The sequence below is a fragment of the Streptomyces sp. NPDC093510 genome (assembly GCF_040683555.1).
GTDB lineage: Bacteria > Actinomycetota > Actinomycetes > Streptomycetales > Streptomycetaceae > Streptomyces.
This window is the reverse complement of the sequence record NZ_JBFBEE010000010.1, coordinates 163,377-184,461: the sequence shown is the minus strand read 5'-3', so window position 1 is coordinate 184,461 and position 21,085 is coordinate 163,377. Positions and strand designations below refer to the sequence as shown.

16 protein-coding genes and 1 pseudogene are annotated in these 21,085 nt (G+C 71.6%); 4 read left to right on the top strand and 13 right to left on the bottom strand.

The window, feature by feature from the left end:
• Positions 1-45: 45 nt before the first annotated feature.
• The 6 genes and pseudogenes from AB0N81_RS18120 to AB0N81_RS18095 form a co-directional block, all read right to left on the bottom strand.
• Entirely contained in the window at positions 46-963 is a 918-nt protein-coding gene (locus AB0N81_RS18120; RefSeq protein WP_365359293.1) for a methyltransferase domain-containing protein, read from the bottom strand.
• 70 nt (positions 964-1,033) lie between these two features.
• Positions 1,034-2,002 (bottom strand): ornithine carbamoyltransferase, encoded by a 969-nt coding sequence (locus AB0N81_RS18115; RefSeq protein WP_365359291.1) that lies wholly within the window; start codon positions 2,000-2,002, stop codon positions 1,034-1,036.
• Positions 2,003-2,012: 10 nt separating this feature from the next.
• Positions 2,013-3,095 (bottom strand): ornithine cyclodeaminase, encoded by a 1,083-nt coding sequence (locus AB0N81_RS18110; RefSeq protein ID WP_365359289.1) that lies wholly within the window; start codon positions 3,093-3,095, stop codon positions 2,013-2,015.
• Positions 3,092-4,012 carry a diiron oxygenase gene (locus tag AB0N81_RS18105; protein WP_365359287.1) on the bottom strand — a complete coding sequence of 307 codons (921 nt, stop codon included), beginning with the start codon at positions 4,010-4,012 and terminating at the stop codon, positions 3,092-3,094. The genes AB0N81_RS18110 and AB0N81_RS18105 overlap by 4 nt, the downstream gene beginning before the upstream one ends.
• Positions 4,009-5,010: a pyridoxal-phosphate dependent enzyme gene (locus AB0N81_RS18100; RefSeq protein WP_365359285.1), complete on the bottom strand. Its 1,002-nt coding sequence runs from the start codon at positions 5,008-5,010 to the stop codon at positions 4,009-4,011. The genes AB0N81_RS18105 and AB0N81_RS18100 overlap by 4 nt, the downstream gene beginning before the upstream one ends.
• Before the next feature lie 615 nt (positions 5,011-5,625).
• Positions 5,626-6,849 (bottom strand): annotated as a pseudogene (locus AB0N81_RS18095) (MFS transporter); the annotation flags it as partial.
• A gap of 413 nt (positions 6,850-7,262) precedes the next feature.
• Between AB0N81_RS18095 and AB0N81_RS18090 the strand changes: the two are divergent.
• Positions 7,263-8,321 (top strand): hypothetical protein, encoded by a 1,059-nt coding sequence (locus AB0N81_RS18090; RefSeq protein ID WP_365359283.1) that lies wholly within the window; start codon positions 7,263-7,265, stop codon positions 8,319-8,321.
• A gap of 204 nt (positions 8,322-8,525) precedes the next feature.
• Here the strand turns inward: AB0N81_RS18090 and AB0N81_RS18085 are convergent, their stop codons facing one another.
• Together AB0N81_RS18085 and AB0N81_RS18080 are read right to left on the bottom strand one after the other, a co-directional pair.
• Positions 8,526-9,050 (bottom strand): GNAT family N-acetyltransferase, encoded by a 525-nt coding sequence (locus AB0N81_RS18085; protein ID WP_365359281.1) that lies wholly within the window; start codon positions 9,048-9,050, stop codon positions 8,526-8,528.
• Positions 9,047-10,252 (bottom strand): M20 family metallopeptidase, encoded by a 1,206-nt coding sequence (locus AB0N81_RS18080; protein ID WP_365359278.1) that lies wholly within the window; start codon positions 10,250-10,252, stop codon positions 9,047-9,049. The genes AB0N81_RS18085 and AB0N81_RS18080 overlap by 4 nt, the downstream gene beginning before the upstream one ends.
• A 304-nt stretch (positions 10,253-10,556) precedes the next feature.
• Between AB0N81_RS18080 and AB0N81_RS18075 the strand changes: the two genes are divergently transcribed.
• On the top strand, positions 10,557-11,543 hold the full coding sequence (locus tag AB0N81_RS18075) for a polysaccharide deacetylase (protein WP_365359276.1): 987 nt from the start codon (positions 10,557-10,559) through the stop codon (positions 11,541-11,543).
• A gap of 22 nt (positions 11,544-11,565) precedes the next feature.
• On the opposite strand, the gene AB0N81_RS18070 is transcribed toward AB0N81_RS18075, so the two are convergent.
• Both AB0N81_RS18070 and AB0N81_RS18065 read right to left on the bottom strand, forming a co-directional pair.
• A complete protein-coding gene (locus tag AB0N81_RS18070; protein WP_365359274.1) occupies positions 11,566-12,582 on the bottom strand; it encodes an HAD-IIA family hydrolase in 1,017 nt (338 codons plus the stop codon).
• Between the two features lie 74 nt (positions 12,583-12,656).
• Complete coding sequence (locus AB0N81_RS18065; protein ID WP_365359272.1) at positions 12,657-15,233, bottom strand: ABC transporter substrate-binding protein; 2,577 nt, start codon at positions 15,231-15,233, stop codon at positions 12,657-12,659.
• A 224-nt stretch (positions 15,234-15,457) separates the two neighbouring features.
• Between AB0N81_RS18065 and AB0N81_RS18060 the strand changes: the two genes are divergently transcribed.
• Positions 15,458-16,363 (top strand): HipA family kinase, encoded by a 906-nt coding sequence (locus tag AB0N81_RS18060; RefSeq protein WP_365359270.1) that lies wholly within the window; start codon positions 15,458-15,460, stop codon positions 16,361-16,363.
• 105 nt (positions 16,364-16,468) lie between these two features.
• Here the strand turns inward: AB0N81_RS18060 and aceB are convergent, their stop codons facing one another.
• Together aceB and AB0N81_RS18050 are read right to left on the bottom strand one after the other, a co-directional pair.
• Positions 16,469-18,088, bottom strand: coding sequence for a malate synthase A (gene aceB / locus AB0N81_RS18055; protein WP_365359268.1), 1,620 nt, complete (start codon positions 18,086-18,088; stop codon positions 16,469-16,471).
• Between the two features lie 226 nt (positions 18,089-18,314).
• Positions 18,315-18,953, bottom strand: coding sequence for a nucleotidyltransferase family protein (locus tag AB0N81_RS18050; RefSeq protein ID WP_365359266.1), 639 nt, complete (start codon positions 18,951-18,953; stop codon positions 18,315-18,317).
• Positions 18,954-19,109: 156 nt separating this feature from the next.
• On the opposite strand from AB0N81_RS18050, the gene AB0N81_RS18045 reads away from it, so the two are divergent.
• Positions 19,110-19,427 carry a DUF5955 family protein gene (locus AB0N81_RS18045; RefSeq protein ID WP_365359264.1) on the top strand — a complete coding sequence of 106 codons (318 nt, stop codon included), beginning with the start codon at positions 19,110-19,112 and terminating at the stop codon, positions 19,425-19,427.
• Positions 19,428-19,505: 78 nt separating this feature from the next.
• Here AB0N81_RS18045 and AB0N81_RS18040 read toward each other — a convergent pair whose 3' ends face one another.
• Positions 19,506-20,975, bottom strand: a complete 1,470-nt coding sequence (locus AB0N81_RS18040; RefSeq protein WP_365359262.1) for a PLP-dependent aminotransferase family protein — start codon at positions 20,973-20,975, stop codon at positions 19,506-19,508.
• Positions 20,976-21,085 lie beyond the last annotated feature (110 nt).

Genomic DNA, 21,085 nt, shown 5'->3' with positions numbered 1-21,085 from the left:
CTTGATGGGGCGTGCTGCCCTCCGGCCAGGGGAGGGCTGCTGCGGTCACCAGTGATGGCGGACGGTGGACTGCGGCAGGTCCACGACGCGCAGGGGACCCGCCCACCGCGGCGAGGCCCACTCGTCCAGGGCCTCGAGGCGGCTGGTGCGGGAGCGGGCGGCCGTATGCAGAAGGTCCATGAGGCCCTCACCGGTCAGCCGTCCCGTCCGGGCGCCGTCCTCGGTGGCCTTGCGGCAGGCCAGGCCGACGATGAAATAGGCCAGGGGGTACGGGCCCGAGCGCCAGACCACCGCCTCGCCCCGCTCCTCCAGGAGAAACACCTGATCGGGATGGTCCCGGGTGAAGTCCCCGAAAGGCAGCGGGCACAACGTGACGGCGTGCACGGCGAAACCGGCCGCTTCCAGCATTCCGACCGCCTTACGGGGACTGGAGTAGCTGCCGATGGTGATCCCCAGGCCGTCTCCCAGCGCACGGCCGTGCGTGATGACCGCGGGGATCAGCTTGAGACCGTCCGTTCCCCCGCCGACGGACCGGCGCAGGGCGTCGGCCTCGGCGGTGAGCGGGACGTAGGGCGGATTGCTGGTGACGACGACGGGGGGACGGAGCGGGACGGGGGCGGTGGCCAGCAGCTCGGCGGGGGACAGCGCGGTGAAGTCGCCCTGCGAGAAGGTGACGGGACGGTCGTCGCCGGACGAGGCGTAGTGCTTGCGCGCCCAGGCCACGGTGTCCTCTCCCGAGTCGATGCCGTGGACGCGGGCCGCTCCCGCGCGGGCCATGGCCGCCGCGGCGGCACCGCTGCCGGACCCGAGGTCGAGGACGAGGCAGCCCTCGCGTATGAGGTCCTGCGCCACCCAGACACCCATCTCGGTGTCGGCCGGTTCGAAGAAGACCTGCGGCGACGAGGGCGGGTCCAGGTCACGCGGAGTCAGATGCCGGTAGGCGGTGACACGGGTCGGCTGCACGGGAGGACCTCGATCCGTGTGAAGGGGGACGGGTGAGGAGGGTCGGGGGAACGGGGCGGTGCGTGGCGGGTCACTTCGCCTTGGCGGCAGGTCCGCTCACCCACTCCAGGACCGCCATGGCCCCGGCGAGTTTCATGGCCGCCTGGGTCCAGGCGAGGGACCGGGGCCCGTCAAGGACTTCACCGGCGACCTCGTCGCCGCGGTGGGCGGGCAGATCGTGCATGAACAGGGCCTGCGGCCAGCGGGCCAGCAGGGAGGCGTCCACGTGGAAGGGACGGAACGTCTCACGCCAGTCGGGGTCGGGCTTCGCGGTGCCCGTCGTCTGCCAGCGGGTGGTGTACACGACGTCCACGTGATCGGGCACAAGCGCCGGATCGTGCACCTCCTCAAGGACGGCGCCCATGGCCGCGGCTCTGCGCGACGCCGTTGTCAGCTCCTCTTCCGGCAGTCCGTAGCCGGGCGGGGTGCTGAAGGTGACCCGGGCCCCCGGCACGCTCGCCAGGGCATGGGCCAGGGCCACCGCCGTGTTGTTGCCCTCGCCGACGTAGAGCACGCTCACTCCGGTCGGATCGCCGACCGCCAGGTGCAGGGTGGCGAGGTCGGTCACTCCCTGGGTGGGGTGCTCCTCGGCCGCCATCGCGTTGACCACCGGGAGGCCGCCCTGGCGGGACAGCTCACGCAGCTCCTCCAAAGGCCCGGCGGTGCGCGCGACCAGCAGGTCGAGCATGCTGCCGAGGACGCGCCCCGTGTCGGCCACCGACTCACCGGTGTTCAACTGCAGATCCTGGGGACCGTACGTGACGGGAACGGCGCCCAGTCGGATCGCGCCGACGGTGAAGGCCGTACGCGTACGGGTCGAGGTCCTGGTGAACAGCACGCCCGCGGCGCTGCCCGCCAACGGCCGGTCGTGTGCGCGCTGGTCCCGGAAGAGCTCCACCGATCGCGCGGCGAGTTCGCCGATCACGGCCGGTTCCACCTCGGCGAGGGAGAACAGTCCGTGTGCCGGAACAGGGCCGGGCCGTGCCAAGTGGTGGTCCATGCTGTCCCTTTCAGTAGAGGGCCAAGGTCCGGCCGAGGCCCAGGCGGGCGGCGGCGCCGTGTACCGCGCCCAGCAGGCCGACGTCGAGGACGGCCATGCCGAAGGGGTTGCTGACGACGTGGGACACGGTGGGCCGGACGGGGGGCCGCTCACCGGTGAGGACCTGGCCGAGGGTGCCGCTCAGGGGCCGGGCGGGGGAATCGGGTTCCGTGGGCGGGCCGTCCGTGATCCGGCCCTCCCGCATCAGGCGGCCAAGGACTCTGCGGGGGTTCTCGGCGACCAGAGCGACGTCGTCCACGAACACGGCCTGTGCCTCCAGGAAGGCGTCGGGCAGCAGGTCGGCCAGAGACACATGGGCGACGAAGGTGCCGGGCGCGAGCCACGCGGCCGGCAGGTATCCGCGGTCGGCGGTGGTCGTCGTCACCACGACCGGTGCGGCGGCCACCGCCTCCCGGGCGCCCGGTTCCACCCGGACGGTGAAGTGCGGATGCCGTCCGCGTATCCAGTCGGCCAGTTCCCCGGCACGCCGTGCGTCGGTGTCGTAGAGGTGTACGCGCGTCGCCTCGGGAAACGTCGTGGCCAGCAGCCCGACATGGACGCGGGCGAGCGTGCCGCAGCCGAGGAACGTCGTCGCGTCCCACCGCTCGGGGCCGATGTGCCGCAGGCTCACCATCGTGTAGGCGGCCGTGCGGGCCGCACTCAGCCAGCCCGCCTCGGCCAGCACGCGCGGCCGTGCGGTGTCCGGGTCGAAGAGCATGGCCAGGCCCGCGGCCCGCTCCCGTCCGTGGGACGGGTTGCTCGTCGCGGCGTTGATGAGCTTCATCCCCCGCAGCGGGGGACCGCCGTCGACCTCCACCGCGCCGAGCATGGCCAGCGAACGGCAGTACGCACCTTCGCCGTTGGTCCAGGGCAGATAGCCTTCGGCGGGCAGTTCCACCCGGCCCTCGGCGTGCCGGCGCAGCACCTGCGTGATCTCCGCGCACACGTCCACGTGCGCGAGGCAGGCGAGCACCGCTTCCCTGTCGAGGAAGAGGAGTTGCTCCGACATCGTCGCCTCTCGGTTCGCGCGGTCCTCGGCGTCCGGGTGGTTCACGGCAGCAGGCCGGCGGCCTCGAACGCCTCGGCGCCGCCCGGCACGGCCATGGCCCCGACTTCCTGGAAGAGCCGCACGGCGTGCCGGGACGCCCTGCGGATGCCCCGGTCGACCGCGGCCGGCGGATAGGAGTCGCGCACGATGTCCTCGACAGCCGACGGCGCGAGTCCCGCGGCGGCCAACGACGCGCGGACGGGCCGCAGATCGGGGAGCAGGCTGCACCGGATCAGATCGGGCAGGCACCGGGCTATACGGCCCCGGGACCCGGCGGACTCCTGCGTCCACAGCTCACGGAAGAACTGGGCGAAGAACGCGTGGTGCCAGCCCTCGTCCTTGGCGTGGTCCCTGACGATGTCCCGGACGACGGTCAGCACATCGGGGTCCTTGGGTATCTCGTTGAGCACCGCGGTGATGAGCGTCTCGAAGACCACGACCTGCAACAGCTGGGCCAGGGCCGGCTCGTACGGCAGGGCCTCGGTACCGATCGCGTCGAGCCGTTGCAGGAAAGGACCGAAGTCGTAGTCCAGCGGCGTCACCTCGGAAGCGTCGGAGACCTGCTGGACGACGTCCAGGCTGTACAGGGAGTGGTACCCCTCGTCGCAGTAGATGCGGTACGCGTCCAGCCGGACGGCGACGTCCGTGTCGACCCCGCACCGGTTGCCGGCGATGCGTTCCGTGGCACGGTTCACCACGCGCGTCTCGAACTGGGCCGTGAAGCCCAGGTACTGGAAGAGGTGCCGGGCGAGGAGCTCCCTGCGCTTCGCCTCACCGAGTGCGGCCACCCGCGGATGGTCCAGGTAGGGCACCAGGGCCGGGGGGAAGAAGGCGCGCCCGGTCGCCACCTCGTCGGCCAGACGGCGCCGGGGGCCGCTGCGGACCCCGGCACGCTGGTACCAGTCCCGTTCCTGCGTGCTCACTGGAGCGTCACCTCACCTTGGACTGGGCCCTCCACAAGGCCCCTGACAGTGACTCCTTCGGCCACGTCGACGGGGGCCAGGGCCTGCCTGGAGCGCCACAGCGGTGAGTAGACGGTGTCGAGGTAGCGGTCCCCGCCGTCCGGGCACAGGCAGGCGATGTCGGTGCGTCCCGGGTTCTCGCGGAACAGCCGCAGAGCCGCCGCGACGAGCGCACCCGAACTGGAGCCCACGGTGATGCCGGTCACCTCCTCCAGCCACAGACACGCGCTGACCGCTTCCGGCGGACCGACGTGCACGGCGGGCCGGTACCCGTGCGGAAGGAAGGACGACCTGCGGCTCGCGCCGATCCCCGAGAGCACACGTTCACCCGGTATGTCGCCCAGGGCGAGCGAGCCGACGACGTCCACCCCGACCAGTTCCCAGTCCGGTTCGTGGGCGAGGACGTAGTCGCGGAAGCCCGCCAGCGTGCCACCGGTGGACACCGCCACCAGCACGCTCATCGGCTTCGCGGGCAGCTGCGCGCACAGCTCCGGCGCCGTCCACTGGGCGTGCACGGCCGGGTTGGCCGGATTGGTGTACTGGTTCGGCCACACGAGTCCCGGCTCACAGCGCACCCGCTGCGCGACATGGGCGAGGCGGTTGAGCAGGAATCCGCCGGCTCCGTCCGGCCGGTCGACCACGACGACTCTCGCGCCCATGGCGCTCATGGTGTTCTGCACCGAAGGGCTGACCCGGGGGTCCACGACGGCGGTGAAGGGCACCTGCAGAGCGGCGGCAAGGGCGGCCAGCGCCAAACCGAGATTTCCCGACGTCGACTCGATCAATCCGATCCGGGGATCAATACGGTCCTTGACATTCTGCCAGAGCGCGAACGCGGTACGCCCTTTGATCGATCCGTAGGGATTGTGCGCCTCAAGTTTCAACCAGAGCGTCCTGGGCACGCCGTTGAATAAGATACCCAGCGGTACCACCGGACTGGGAGACCAAGAGCTGCTCACGGGATCAGAGCTGCAAGGAAATCGACCCGGAGAAATTTCCAAGACGCCTCCGTGGGCATTGTCTCGCCGAGACCGGAGTTTTATGGAAACGCGGTGGCGCCCCCACTTAACAGGTTAGGTGGCCGTTCACAGCGACACAAGGAAGGAAATGCGCCACATCTCTTGATGTCACGGCCATCCATTGTCGGCATATGCCAAAGGGGAGTCATTGTGGCATGTTGTGGCAGCTGTTATTCCTGAGTCTTTTCATGCCCCGCCCGTCCGGGCCCCTCTCGCACAGCACTCGCACGCGGTCCGTCGGCTGATTCGCCACGGCATCGACCTCCACCAGGACGCGCCCCGGTGCCCCGTACGGCAATGGCAGCCTCCGCAACAGCACCCCCCGCAGCAGGTGACCCGGCGGACCGCCACACAGTGGCGCGGTACGTACGGCACGGTCCGGGTCCGCTTGCGGACCGACGACCGGCATCGGCGCACTGTCGGTGCGCGCCGGGACCGGGCCGCCACGGGGCACGGCGACAGGCAGCGCCGGGGGCCGCGCGCCTTGGGGATGGTCGTCGAGACGGTGCCGCCGCGTCCGGCCGGCCGTGGCGGCACCGGAGCCGGGCCCGTCCCGGGAAGCCCGCGCGTACGGTGCAGCCAGGCGATGGCCGCTGCCGAGATCAGCCCGAGCGCCAGGCAGCACAGCCAGGGCAGAACGGTCAGACCGGTGCGTCTGCCGAGGTCCAGGGTCCAGCCCACGAGCGCGTTGCCGCCGGCGGCGGCGAGCCCGGAGAAGACGTAGAAGATGCCGAAGTGCGTACCGGTCAGCCGGGTCGGGCCGAACAGGGGCACCAGTTCCATCGCCAGGGGATGCACGATCATGATGCCGAAGTAGACCAACAGCGCTCCGGCGATCACCGGGCAGGCGTTCCGGATCGCCGTGCCCCAGCCGTCGGGCGCTCCGAGTCCGCACACCAGCAGAGGCGGTACGAAGCCGGCGGCCGTCAGGGCGATGCCGCGGGCGATCCACGCCGGGCCGCCGCCGCGCCGTGCCAGCGCCCGGGTGACGCGCAGCTGCCAGACCATGTTGGCGAGCGCCCCGATCACCAGCACCGCGCCGGCCGCCTCCGGGCGTCCGGTCGCCTGGCGCGCCCCCTCGGGCAGCAGCAGATACACCTGGTTCTCCAGGGTGCTCATGCCTGCCATGGCCACGGCGAACGCGACGAAGATCCGGTTGCTCAGGACTTCCCGCCAGTCCTTCAGGACAGGGGTGCCGCAGCGGGGGGCCTTGCGGGCGGGCAGTGCGTACATCTGGGCCAGGCACAGGACGGCGAACACCCCGGAGGCGACGAGGGCGCAGATGCGGAAATCGACCATGAGCAGCACCCCGCCCAGGGCCAGGCCCAGCAGCGAGCCGCCGGTCGCGAAGACGTTGAGCAGCGCGAAGGCCTCCGCCCTGCGGTGCCCGGCCTCCTGGGCCAGGTAGGTCCGCACCGCCGGATAGAACAGCGCTCCGGCGAGCCCGCTCAGCGCCGAGGCGGCGAGCAGGAGTGGCAGCGTGGAACCGACCGCGAACAGCGCGAACCCCACGGTCCGCAGCATGCAGCCGAAGATGATCACACCTCGGGGCCCGAGCCTGTCGGCCGCGGAACCGCCGAGCACGAACAGCCCCTGCTGGCTGAGGTTCCGCACCCCGAGGACCAGTCCGACCAGGGCGGCCGAAAGGCCCAGATCGTGGCCGAGGTATGTCACCAGAAAAGGGATGAGGAGGTAGAAACCGACGTCCACCCCGAATTGATTGACGAGCAGCAGCCGTACCGCGAGCGGAAAGCTTCGGTATGCGCGAAGAGTTTTCATGCCAGTTCCCGTGAGAGGCCCGGGAACGAGTGAAATCCGGGCCGAGTGGGTGTGGGCGATCCGGCATGAGCAGCGGGAGATCACATTCGCTTCAATGCCATACCACTGACCACCACCGTCGATGGGGGAGAGCGGTCTTTCATATCTTCTGTGGCATCATCAACGATCCCTGAGCTGAACTCTGCACGATTTCACCAATTCTAACGTCAGCCTCTCGGCTGCACCAGGGCCCGCCTGTTTTCCCCATGGGCGGGCGAAATTCGGTCGGCGGGAGCGGAGCGGCCGGTGGCCGGAAAGCGCCCGGCCGCGCTCTACCGATGTCTTCGAATGCTCTCTACGGTGAGTCGACGATCCGCAATACCCCTCGAAGCGCACCGCGGAATTGTGTTCCCACCCTTGCTCAGGAGGCGGGTATGTCGGGCAGTACACGTACGGACACCGGATCCGCGCACACCGCGGGCCGGGTCATCCGCACCCTCGCCGGCACCGGCGAGGCCGACTCACGAGGCGACGGCGGGCCGGCCGCCCGGGCGGCGCTGAACCAGCCGCGGGCCCTGGCGGCCGACGCGTCGGGCGCTCTGTACGTCGCCGAGTGGAAGGGGCACCGGGTGCGGCGGATCGCGCCGGACGGCACCATCACCACTGTCGCGGGCACCGGTGAGCCCGGTTTCGGCGGCGACGGGGGTCCGGCAGCCGAAGCGGTGCTCAACGAACCGGGCGGCCTGGTCTGTGACGCCGCGGGGTATCTGTACGTCGCCGACTACTGGAACCACCGGGTGCGGCGGATCGCGCCGGACGGCACCATCACCACTGTCGCGGGCACCGGTGAGCCCGGTTTCGGCGGCGACGGGGGCCCGGCAGCCGAAGCGGTGCTCAACGAACCCAGGGGGCTGGCCCTGGACGGCGCGGGCACGCTCTATGTCGCCGAGTGGAAGGGGCACCGGGTCCGTGCCATCGGCACCGACGGCCGCATCACCACCGTCGCGGGCACCGGCGAACCCGGCTCAGGGCCGGACGGGGTGCCGGCCGCCAGCAGCGACCTGCACCACCCCATAGACATCGTGACGGACGCCGACGGCCGCCTGTACATCGCCGACTGCTGGTCCCACCGGGTACGGATGGTGTCGGCCGACGGCCTGGTCACGACCGTGGCGGGCACCGGGGAGCCCGGGTACGAGGGTGGTGGCGTCCCGGCCGCCGCCGGTCCGCTCCACCAGCCCCGAGGGGTCGACTTCGACGGCGAGGGCAATCTCTTCGTGGCCGATTCCCTCAATGAGTGCGTCCGCGTCGTCCGGCCGGACGGCAGTATCGCGACGGTGGCCGGCGGGCCTCCCGGTGAGGACCGGGAGGACGGCCCGGCCGCCGGGGTCCTGCTGCGTTATCCGCGGGCGGTGCGGGTGACGCGGGGCGGTGATCTCGTCATCGCCGAGACCGATCGCCACCGGGTCCGCGAAGTCACCGCGTCCCGCTGACTCGACGGTCGACGACACTGCGGTCGATGACACTGCGGTCGACGAGGGCCGCGGAGATTCGAATGCCTCATGAGACGGCTCCTTCTGGCAGCACATCACGACCGCGAACAAGCCTTGCTTCAACCATTCTGTCCCCCTTTGCTCGGTCAACTCGCGGTTGAATCAGTACGGGTTAACAAGTGGGACAGTACGAAGAGGGGGCCGTCAGCCGTCGCCTTCCGGAGCGACGGCGAGCCCTGTGGACCGCTGGAACAGGGCACCGGAATGGCGGTGCGGCAGGTCGACGATCCGCAGCAGCTCGAACCCCCGGTCGAGGTAGTACCGGTGCAGCAGACCGTTGGTCTTCCACGCCTCGAGGCGGAGCCAGGGCTTCTCCCGCTGTGCCGCCAGCAGGCCCGCCCAGTCCAGCAACCGCGCCCCCACCGACTGCCCGGCGGCCACTCTGCTCACGACCAGGTCGTGGACGTACAGGGCCGCGTCAGGGTCGTCGTCCGCCCACCATTCGAGATCGGCCTGCCGCTCCACGGTCACCGTGCCCACCAACAGGCCCTCCCGGAAGGCGAGATGACAGTCACCCGCGCGGACCGCCCCTTCCATGCGCCAACGCCGGGGCGGGTACTGCCACTGGTCGATCCCCCTGGCGGCGAGCCAGTGGCTGGCCTCCAGCCAGAGACCTTCCACCTGGTCCAGTTCGTCGACGCGCGCGGGGCGGATCCGCAGGTCGCTCATGCCGCACCCCCGTCGCCTTCGGTGCCCAAACGGTGCAGGGCCACGGCCGCGTAACAGGCGATACCGGCCGCGAGGGCGTCCTCGTCGATGTCCGCCCGGCAGGAGTGCAGGGCGGGAGCCTGCTCGGGCTCGAGCCCCGGCGGACACGCGCCCAGGAAGGCCAAGGCACCCGGCACCGCGTCCAGGACATAGGAGAAGTCCTCGGCGGTCATCGCCGGAGCGGGCAGCACGCCGACGCGCCCGGAGCCGAGCACCTCCGCCGCCGTGCGCAGCACGAACTGGGTGAACGCCGGATCGTTGCGGGTCACCGGATACCCCGTCCCGATCGACACCTCCGCCGTCGCCCCGTGGGCCGCGGCCACGCCCGCGGCGACCCGGGAGACCATCTCGTGCACCTGTACGCGTGTGTCCCGCGACAGGGTCCGGATGGTCCCGGCGAGCTCGACCGTCTCCGGGATGATGCCGGTCCCCGAGCCCGCGGTGAGGGAGCCGACCGTGACGACAGCCGGGTCGGCGACGTCGACCGTCCTGGTCACCGCTGTCTGCAGGGCAAGGACGAGCTCGCAGGCCACCGGCACGGGATCGCACGCCGTGTGCGGCGACGACGCGTGCCCGCCACGGCCTCGGACGACGATGCGCAGCTTGTCGGAGGCGGCCATCTGCGGGCCGGGGCGCAGCCACAGGCTGCCGCTCGGCAGTCCGGGCGTGACGTGCAGGGCGAACGCGGCGCCCACCTCGCCGCCGTGCCCGGTGAGCAGCCCCTCGTCGATCATGTGGCGGGCCCCGTGGTGGCCCTCCTCGCCGGGCTGGAACATGAACACCACGCGCCCGGCGAGTTCGTCGCGGCGCTCGGCGAGCAGCCGGGCCGCGCCGACGAGCATGGCCATGTGGGCGTCGTGCCCGCAGGCGTGCATGGCGCCGGGGACCCGCGAGGCGAAGTCGAGGCCGGTGGCCTCGGACACGGGCAGGGCATCCATGTCCGCGCGCAGCAGGATCACCGGGCCGTCCCGTCCGCCGTCGAGCGTCGCGGTCACCGAGGACAGCCGCCGGCCGGTGCGGAGGTCGAGGCCCAGGCCGTCCAGCGCCTCCAGGACGCGCCGCTGGGTATCCGGCACGTGCAGGCCGGTCTCCGGCCAGGTGTGCAGGGAGCGGCGCAGCGCCACGGCGTCGGGCAGGAACCGCCGGGCCTCGGCCAGGATCACGTCACCGCTCCGCGCCGCTCGAAGACGTCATGATGGGCTCTCCTCCCCGGGGGCCACGGCCCGCCGAAGCCTGTGAGGCCGACACGGCGACAGTGCCGCCACGACAACAGTAGGAAATCGTCGGGGAGTCGGGCAGACGGCCTCCGCGCGGAAGCGCGAGTTTCGGTCAGGGACATGCCACAGAGCGTTGTCCTGTTCATGCTCCTGTCCGCCGCATGGGCCGATGGCATGCTCGTCATGGCTCACCCACGCAACGCACGCATACAGCTCATCCAGCGAGCCGCGGAAGGAGCGGGGAACCGCCATGACCGTGCCGGGCGCAGACACCGGGAAGGCACCACGGGCGGAGGCATCACGGGCGGAGGCATCACGGGCGGAGGCTCCACAGGCCCCTTGGCAGTGGGGGGAGGAGGAGTGGCGCCGGCACGTCGAGCGGGTGCGCGCCGGGCGCAGCCTCAAACCGGCCCGCTGGCCGGGGGGCGCCAAGGCCGCCGTGGCGTTCTCCTTCGACCCCGACCACGAGACGATTCCGCTGCGGGACGGCGAGGTGATGCCGGGGAAGCTGTCGCAGGGCGAGTACGGGGCCCGGGTGGGCGTGCCGCGCATCCTCCGGCTGCTCGAACGGCACAGGCTCCCCGCGACGTTCTTCATGCCGGCAGTGTGCGCGCTCCTCCGGCCTCAGGAGGCGCGGGGTTATGTGGAACGCGGTCACGAGGTCGCCATCCACGGCTGGATCCACGAGCGCAACATGGAACTCGGCAGGCAGGACGAACGGGAACTCGCCCTCCGCTGCGCGGAGACCCTCGAACGGATCACCGGCCGGCGGCCGGCGGGCATCCGCACGCCCTCCTGGGACTTCAGCGAGCACACGCTCGCCATCACCCTCGAACTCGGCCTGTCGTACGACTCCTCGCTGATGGCCGACGACGACCCGTACGAGATCCTCTCCTACGGGGAACCGACGGGGCTGGTGGAGATACCCCCCGAGTGGATCCGCGACGACGCCGTCTACCTGAACATGGACCGCTACAGCGCCGTGCGCCCGTACACGATGCCGCGCCACGTACTGGAGCTGTGGCGGGACGAATTCGACGGCGCCTACGCCGAGGGCGGCCTGTTCGAGATCACCCTGCATCCGCACGTCATCGGCCACCGGTCACGGGCCGTCGCCCTGGAGCAGCTCATGGAGCACGTCTGCGGACGCGACGACGTCTGGTATGCGACGCACGCCCAGATCGCCGACCACGTCCGGCAGGAGGCGGGGCTCGGCGACGGCCGTCCCGTCATGTGACCGGCCCTCACGTGATCGCTCCTCACATGGCCGGTCCCCGCGCGCACCGGGCCAGCGTCTCCATGGCCGTCGTCGTCGACGGGGGTTCGGGCGCCGACCACGAGGCCCGGCACGCCGCCCACAGGGCGTCCTCGGGACCGCCTTGCCCCGTCAGCACCAGCTCGCGGTCGCGCACACGGCCCAGCCAGCCACCGCACCGATGGCCTCCGGCGTGTTCCTCGACGCGGCGCGCGGGTGCGAGCAGGCCGCGCAGGTCCGCCGCCAGATGTGTGGGGCGGCGGTGTTCCGGGGCGGTCAGAAGGTCGTGCGGCGTGGTGGCACCGGTGAGGACCACCAGGCTGTCGAACCCCGCCCTCCGCGCACCTTCCACGTCGGTGTCGAGCCGGTCGCCGACCATGAGGGGGCGCCGGGCGCCGGTCCGGGCCGCGCCCTCCCGCAGCAGGGCGGCGGACGGTTTGCCCGCCACCGTGGGGACGGCGCCGGTGGCGGCCCGCACCACGTCGGCGAGAGCGCCGTTGCCCGGCGCGGTGCCCCGGTGCGTGGGCGCGTTCAGGTCGGCGTTGGTGACGATCCAGGGCACGCCACGGCCCACGGCGTAGGCCGCTTCGGCCAGTTCGCGCCAGCTGACCGTCGGCGCGAAGCCCTGGACGACGCAGTCGGGGTCGTCGTCGGCCGACCGGACCGGCTCCAGACCGTACGCCCGTAACGCGGCCACCAGGCCCTCGCTCCCGATGGCCAGCACCCGGGCGACCGGTGGGCGCAGCTCCGCGGCCAGGCGGGCCGCGGCCTGGGCCGACGTCACGACGTCGTCCTCCGTCGCCGGCAGGCCGAGCCTGCGGAGGTGTTCGCAGACCTCCAGGGGCGTTCGGTAGGCGTTGTTGGTCACGTAGGCCAGGCGCATGCCCAGCGCCTCGGCGCGGGCCAGCGAGTGCGCGGCGTGTTCTACCGCGTGCGGCCCCACGTAGACGACGCCGTCGAGATCGAGGAGCGCTGCGTCGTACGCCTGCGCCAGCGGAACGGAAAGCGAGTCGTCGTCCATGCCGGGCCATCATGACAAGAGCGGACATGGCGCACAATGCCGCGCGGCGCGCGGGCCGGGACCGGGGCCGGGACTCAGCCGAAGGCCACGACGTAGGCGAGGACGATCGCGAGGCAGTAGAGGGGGTAGCAGATACGGAACGCGATGTTCAGTTTGCGCCAGCCGACGAGATCGTTCTTCGCGGCCAGCCGGCCGCTGAGCAGGGCGGCGAGGACGCAGGTGCCGGCCAGGAAGATGAAGGCGTAGTAGCCCCACTCGATGGCCACGGTGTACTCCACGCCGTCCGGCAGGGAGCCGGTGACGGCGGTCAGGAGGACGGCCGTGCTCAGGATCGCCGTGATGCCGATGGAGATGCGGCTGCTGATGTAGGTCTTCTCCCGGGCGAAGAACAGCGAGGCGTAGGTGACCATGGCGAGCAGCGCCAAGGGCAGCATGTTCTTGAGGAGGAACGACCCGAGGTCGCGTTCGATGGTCACCTCCGCCACGTACTGCCCGTAGTAGATGCCGGGGCTCTCCTCGGTCACGGCCGGGTCGCCCAGCGCGGCCGTGCTTCCCACGGTGGCCTTGTACAGATCCAGGCGGGACGACTTCCACCCGGACAGCCGGTCGATGGAGGAGTTGACGTCGCTGCCGCTGCGCAGCGCCTCCGCCTGGTCCTGCTCCAGCACCTTGCGGTCCCCGACGTAGACCACATGGGACGCGGAGTGCTTGCGATTTTGCAGGGCAATGGCCAAGTACTGCCGGTCGAAGGGGAACTGGTGGAAGTCCAGCGACGCCTTGAAGGTCCCGGTGACCCGGTGGAGGCGGTACTTGATTCCCTCGTGCTCCGAGGAGCGGACCGCAGGGCCCAGCGCGAGGTCCGAATCCGCGGCGTTGACGAACTCGACCGCGGTCGCGTCGTCGCTGCCGCGGTAGCGGAACCACAGGAAGAAGTCCGCGTCGAAGGTCTCCTCCTCGGTGTCCAGCGCGCTGACCTCGTTGAAGTTGAACCCCGTGGTCACCAACTGCTGGCGGACGAGCACCTGGTCCGCGACGCGCACCGAGTGGTCCGCCTCGACCTCCGTCGCCGCGTCGAGGTCCCTGGCCGTGTCGGAGGGCACGAGCTGGATGGGGGCGGAGGCCACCTTGCCCCGTCGGACGACGCCCATGGTCACCGGCTGCGGCAAGGAGCGTAAGGCGTCGAAGTACATCAGCCCGTGGAGGCACTTCACGCCCCTCTGCGGACTGTTCATGGCCTCCAGGCTCCGCCGCACGGCCTTCCGGTCCTCCGCGCCCGGCCTGCCCTTCGACATGCCGGAGCGTTTCAGGGCCTCGACGGCCACGTCGATCGACGTCTGGGCGGCCATGGCGGGCCAGGACGGCGGGGAGCCGTGGACCGCACGGAACGACTCGGCCCACCTCAGGGCCTCACCGCTGAGACTGTCGGCCATCAGGGGAGAGGCGAGGTACAGCTCGCGGGTCAGGGCTCCCGTCTTCTTCTCCTGAGGGGCCTTTCGCAGACTGCCGACGAAGGCGTCGTTGCTCAGCGCGTCGCCGCCGACGACGGTGCCGCGGACACCCGCGCCGCGCAACGCCACCAGGGTCCGCTCGGCGGCGTCCTCGTGCATGGCGAGCACGACAGGACCGGCCGAACCGTCCGCCTTCACGGCGGCGACCGCCTCGGCGACGCGTGCGTCGAACCCGGAGTCCGTGGTGAGGCCGATGCTCGCGGTGCGCCGCACCCGGCCGATGCCGGTGAACGCCTGCCGGAAACCGTCGGCCAGGGTGCGCCCGTAGTCGGTGTCGGTGTGGATCACCGACGCGGTCCCGGCCTTCTCGACCCCGTTCAGATAGCCGGCGATGAAGGCGCCTTGGTAGCGGTTGGTGAAGGTGGTCCTGAAGAACCAGGGATTGTCGCGGGTGATGGCGTCCGCGGTCGCCGTGGGCGTGATGGCCGCGATGCCGGCGTCCGCGTAGACCGGCCCGGCCGCGATCGCGGTGCCGCTGACGGTATGGCCGACGACCAGTGCCGCCCGCCCGTCGTCGACGATCTTCCTGGCGACCCGGCGGGCCGTTTCCGGGTCGTCCTTGTCGTCGTGGACGAGTACCTGGACGGGGTGGCCCGCGACCCCTCCGTTGCTGTTGATCTGGTCGATGTGGAACCGTGTCCCGCGCAGCACCGCCCGACCGCTTTCGGCTCCCGGCCCGGTCAGGCCGGCCACCACGGCCACGTGCACCGGTGCGGGCTCGTCCTCCAGCGCCCGGACCGACAACAGGACGACCGCAGCGGCCACCGCCACGGCCGCAGCCGCGATCGCCGCCCGCGCGACGCGGCGGCGCCGGGCGGGTCCTGCCGGCGCGGGCTCGGGAGGCGGCGGCGGCTCGGCGAAGTCCTCGACCTCGGGCGGCGGAGCGGAGGCCACCTTGCGCAGCCGGTGCAGCCGGGCGTGGGCCTCGCTCTCGGGGTTGGCGTCCACCGCCTGTTCCAGGCAGTACTTGCGGTGCCTGTCGTCGGTGACGAGCCAGGCCAGCCACAGCCACGCGGGTTCGTACGCGCTGTCGGCCAGCAGAGCCTTCTTCAGCAGGCCGCGGGCCTCGTCGACGCGTCCCTGCTCCGCGGCCCGCGCGGCCTCGCGGGTATGGACGGGAGCAAGCAGCTCCTCATCGGCCACAGGACTCTCCCCTTGTCACCAGCGCAGGCTCAGGAGCCGGCTAGCGCGGCGAACGGTTCCGGCTCCTCGGAGGGATGGCCGGATGCTGCTTCCGGCTCCTTCCATGGTCGCCTCGGCCTCCGCGGCCCGACCGCCCGGCCGGTCCGTCCGGGTGAGGCCGGGGAGGGGACTTCCGCGCTTACTATGATCACCACGCAAGCAGACACGCCCTGGAGCCGTGGGAGATGCTGAGAGAAGTCACCGCGACCCGCTACGTCGAACCCCTGCGCACAGGCGGCTCGGTGCCCGGCGTCGTCGAGGCCGACGACCTCGGCACGTACGTCGTCAAGTTCACCGGGTCCGCCCAGGGCCGCAAGGCGCTGGTCGCCGAGATCATCGTCGGAGAGCTGGCCCGCCACCTCGGCCTGCGCTTCCCCGAGCTGGTCCTCGTCGACTTCGACCCGGCGGTCGCCGCCGACGAACCGCACCAGGAGGTCCAGGACCTGCTGCACGCCAGCGCGGGCCGCAACCTCGGCATGGATCTGCTGCCGGGCGCCCGGGACTTCACCCCCGAGGCGATCGACGTCGACCCGCTGGAGGCCGGCAAGGTCGTCTGGCTCGACGCCCTCACCGCGAACGTCGACCGCACGGTGCACAGCTCGAACCTGATGGTCTGGCCCACCTTCGGCGTCCACGAGCCGAAGCTGTGGCTCATCGACCACGGCGCCGCCCTGGTCTTCCACCACCGCTGGGGCGCGACGCCGCCCGACAAGGCGTACGACTTCCGCCACCACGCCCTCGGCGTCTACGGCCCGGACACGGCCGCCGCCGATGCCGAGCTGGCGCCGCTCGTCACGGAGGCCGTGCTCCACGAGATCGTGGGCCTCGTGCCCGACGCGTGGCTCGCCGACGAGCCCGGCTTCACGTCACCGGACGAGGTGCGTGCGGCGTACGTGGCCTTCCTGCTGGCCCGCGCCCGGTGCTCCGCGGCATGGCTGCCGGTGGACTTTCCCAGCCGGGGTGAGCTGGCCGCCGCGGACGCGAGGCGTGCGGCCGCCACGGAGAAAGGCCGTCCCGCCTGGCTGAAGCGGGTCCCTGATCTGCACGGGAAGCCCGCGGCGGAGCAGGACTGGTCGGCGCATCTCGGTTAGCAGGCCGCGGGCCGTCGGTGGCTTGTCGCGCAGTTCCCCGCGCGCATGAAGCAGGCCCCCGGCGCTGTGCGGTGCCGGGGGCCTGCTCATGTGTGTCGCGGGACGTCAGCGCAGCTGCTCGTACGCCGGGAGGGTCAGGAAGTCCGCGTAGTCCGCGTCCAGGGAGACCTGGAGGAGGAGGTCATGGGCCTGCTGCCACTTGCCCGCCGCGAACGCCTCGTCGCCGATCTCGGTGCGGATCGCGGCGAGTTCCTCGGCGGCGACCTTGCGGGCCAGTTCGGCGGTGGCCGTCTCGCCGGTCTCGAAGACGACGCCCGCGTTGATCCACTGCCAGATCTGCGAGCGCGAGATCTCCGCGGTGGCCGCGTCCTCCATGAGGTTGAAGATGGCGACGGCGCCGAGGCCGCGCAGCCACGCCTCGATGTAGCGGATGCCGACCTGGACGGCGTTGACCAGGCCGTCGTACGTGGGCTTCGCGTCGAGGGAGTCGATGGCGATCAGGTCGGCGGCCGAGACCCGCACGTCCTCGCGCAGGCGGTCCTTCTGGTTCGGCTTGTCGCCGAGCACCGCGTCGAACGACTTCATGGCGATCGGGACCAGGTCGGGGTGGGCCACCCACGAGCCGTCGAAGCCGTCGCCGGCCTCGCGGTCCTTGTCGTTCTCGACCTTCTCGAACGCGACCTTGTTGACCTCCGCGTCCTTGCGGGACGGGATGAACGCGGCCATGCCGCCGATGGCGTGCGCGCCGCGCTTGTGGCAGGTGCGGACGAGGAGCTCGGTGTACGCCCGCATGAACGGGGCGGTCATGGTGACCAGGTTGCGGTCCGGCAGGACGAACTTCGAGCCGCCGTCACGGAAGTTCTTGACGATGGAGAAGAGGTAGTCCCAGCGGCCCGCGTTGAGCCCCGACGCGTGGTCGCGCAGCTCGTAGAGGATCTCCTCCATCTGGTACGCGGCGGTGATCGTCTCGATCAGGACGGTCGCGCGGACCGTGCCCTGCGGGATGCCGACGTAGTCCTGCGCGAAGACGAAGATGTCGTTCCAGAGGCGCGCCTCCAGGTACGACTCCGTCTTCGGGAGGTAGAAGTACGGGCCCTTGCCGAGCTCGATGAGGCGCTTGGCGTTGTGGAAGAAGTACAGGCCGAAGTCGACGAGCGCGCCGGGGACCGGCTTGCCGTCGACCTGGAGGTGCCGCTCGTCCAGGTGCCAGCCGCGCGGCCGCATCACGACGGTCGCGAGCTCGTCGGTACCCTTCAGGGCGTACGACTTGCCGGTGCGCTCGTCCGTGAAGTCGATGCGGCGCTCGTAGGCGTCGGTGAGGTTGAGCTGGCCGAGGACGACGTTCTCCCAGGTGGGGGCGGAGGCGTCCTCGAAGTCGGCGAGCCAGACCTTGGCGCCCGAGTTGAGCGCGTTGATGGTCATCTTGCGGTCGGTCGGGCCCGTGATCTCCACGCGGCGGTCGTTCAGCGCGGCCGGGGCCGGGGCGACCTTCCAGGAGTCGTCCTCGCGGACCGCCGCGGTCTCCGGGAGGAAGTCCAGGGTGGAGGTGCGGGCGATTTCGGCACGGCGCTCGGCACGCCGGCCGAGGAGCTCGTCACGCCGGGGCGTGAACAGCCGGTGCAGCTCGGCCACAAAGGCGAGGGCCGCGTCGGTGAGCACCTCTTCCTGCCGGGGCAGGGGCTCTGCGTCGACGATGGCCAGCGGCGACGGCGCTAGTGCGGACATGAGCTGTCACTTCCTTCAGAGAGCTGCACGGACGGTGCCGGGCGAGCCGCCGGGCAGACACGGTGGCACTGGGTGCCACAGGAGCCGAGGTACGGCTGCGGGGCCCCGTCCGAGGTAACGGGCCTTCTGGTCAGTGGATACTAGTTTCCTCATGGTGGAAGTTCAATGGTTTGTTGACGTCGAGATTCTTCTCGTCGACAGAACGTGTCGCTGAGTGCCACGTCGGTCACTCCAAGTGGATCAGGTCGTCCGCCGTGTCGATGTCGTACGCCTCGGCCACATCGCCGCACTCGATCAGCGTGACCGCCTCGGCGTGCGCCCGCAGGTAGTCGCGTGCCCCCCGGTCCGCGACCGCACTCGCCCCGATCCCCGCCCAGTGCTCGGAGCCGAACAGGACCGGGTGGCCCCGCCGCCCCTCGTACGAGGCCGCCGCGAGCGTCGCGGGCGAGCGGTACGCGGCACGCACCCGGGCCGCCGCCGCGGCACCGATCCCCGGCTGGTCGACGAGCGACACCAGTGCGGCGGACGCGCCGGTGCTGGCGAGCGAGGCGAGCCCGGCCCGCAAAGACGAGCCCATGCCCTCCTCCCACTCCGGGTTGTCGATCAGTACGCAGTCGGGGAGCGAGGCCCGCTCGCGCACGGCGTCGGCGGACGCGCCGAGCACCACGTGCACACGCTCGCACCCGGCGTCGCGCAGCACCCGCACCGCGTGCTCCACCAGCGGCCTGCCCCGGTGCTCCAGGAGGGCCTTCGGCCGCCCGCCGAGACGCCGGCCGCCCCCGGCGGCGAGCAGCAGCCCGACGACCTCCGCCGCCCGCTCTCCCGACCGCCCCGCCGACCGCTCTGTGATCCGTTCTGTCGTCATGACTCCTGGATACACGCCGCGGGGCCGGCGCGAAGTGGCGCATCCCGTATCAGGGGCGGTTTACTGACCCGCGGCCCCCGGTGCCTGACCAGCGCCTCACGGGCCGCCGAAAGATGAACGAGAACAGCCGCACGAAGGCGTGCGAGGGGGAGAGCTGTGTTGCGGAGTGTGGAGCAGAGGCGAGTGACCGGGAGCGACGAGGACCCACGGGTGGCGGAACTGCGTGCGGCTGTGGCCCGGCTGCGACGTGAACTCGCCGCGCACCCGGCCGAGTTCACGGACCGTGGCATCGCCGAGGACGAACTGGCCGCCCTCGCGGAGATGGCGTACGGCGGCGCCCCCGAGATCCCGAGGATGCGCAGGTCCTTGCTGCTCGTCGCCGGCGCGATCGGCTCGGTCAGCGCCCTCGCCGCGGGCCTGGCGTCGGTCCGGATCGCGGTGGAACTCTTCGGGGACCCGCCGGGCCCGCGCTGAACCGCGGACACCGGGGCTGCGGAATCGGTTCTGCGGTCCTGCGGTTCTGCGGTTCTGCGGTCCTGTGTGCGATGTGGATCACGCCACCCAGGGGCGCGGGGCCGTGGGGCCTGCGGTGGGGTCGAGATCGGTGGTGAGGGCGGTGGCCAGACGGAGCACCGCCTCGTCGGCCAGGTCCGCGGGGAGCGTGTACGGGATGCGCAGGCGGTGTTCGTGCGTGCCCGGGTCCGCTCCGAAGCGGGAGCCGCCCTCGATCCGTACGCCCTGCGCGAGCGCCGCACGGGCCAGGGCGGACGCGACCGGCTGCCCCAGATCCACCCAGAGCGAGAGCCCGCCCGGCGGCAGCCGCCAGCGCCACTCCGGCAGGTGACGCGCGAGCGACGCGGCGAGGGCATCGCGCTGGGCCCGCAGCCGGGGCAGCCGCTCGCGCAGTACGTCGTCCATGCCGCGCAGCAGATGCAGCGCCACCAGCTGCTCGATGACGGGCGTCGCCATGTCGCCCGGCACCCGCTTCGTCGCCAGCTCGGTGATCAGCCGCGACCCGGCCCGCACCCAGCCGATCCGCAGCCCGCCCCAGTGCGACTTGCTCAACGACCCGAAGGTCACGACCTGTTCGCCCACGCCGTGCGGCGCGAGCGAGGCGAAGGGGGCGGGCGGCGGCCCGTCCAGGGCGATGTCGGCGACGGTCTCGTCGATCAGCAGCCAGGTGCCCGTCGCGCGGGCCGTCTGCAGAATCCGCACCCGCTGCTCGCGCGGCATCAGACTGCCCGTCGGATTCTGGAAGTCCGGTACGAGGTAGGCGAGGCGGGGCGCCGCCTGCCGCAGCGACGACTCGACGAGCCCGCAGTCCCACCCCTCCTCCGTGACCGGCACCGGAACCGCCCGCAGGCCCGCGCCGCGGATCGCGTCCAGGGCGTTCGGGTACGACGGGTTCTCGACGAGGACCCGGTCGCCCTGCCGGCCCAGCAGGGACAGGGTCAGGGACAGCGCGTGCTGGGCGCCGGTGGTGATCAGGATCTGATCGGGGAGCGTGGGCAGGCCGCGCCGCGTGAAGCGCTCGGCGACGGCTGCCCTCAACTCCGGTATGCCGTACGGGTGGTAGCCCGGCGTCGACGCGTGCTCGGCCAGCATCGCGCCCGCCGCGGCCAGCGCCGCGCGGAGCTCCGCCTCGGGGGCGCCGGGCGCCGCTATCGCGAGGTCCAGGACGCCGTCGCCCGCCGGGAACGCCGCCACGTTGGCCGGCCGCTGCCCCTGCGGCAGCTCGGTCCAGGTGCCCGCGCCGCGGCGGCTGCGGGCGTAGCCGCCCTCGCGCAGCACGTCGTACGCCGCCGTCACGGTGGCCCGGCTGACCGTCAGCGCGGACGCCAGCTCGCGCTCGGCCGGCAGCCTGGTGTGCAGCGGGATGCGGCCGTCGAGCAGGAGGGTGCGTACGCCGTGGGCGAGCGCGCGGTAGCCGGGACGTTCGCCCACGGCGCCGGTCAGCAGACCGGCCAGCTGGCGGCTGCCCAGCCTCCTGTCCACCGTGCGGACCACTCGTGCGTCTGCCATGCCAACTCCCGCTGATTGGCCCTGCTGTCCAGGCCAATCAGCGTACAGACTGCCGTTCGGAGAGCACGGCCGGGGGAACTGGCATGGGAACTGGTGTGGGAAGGGGAGAC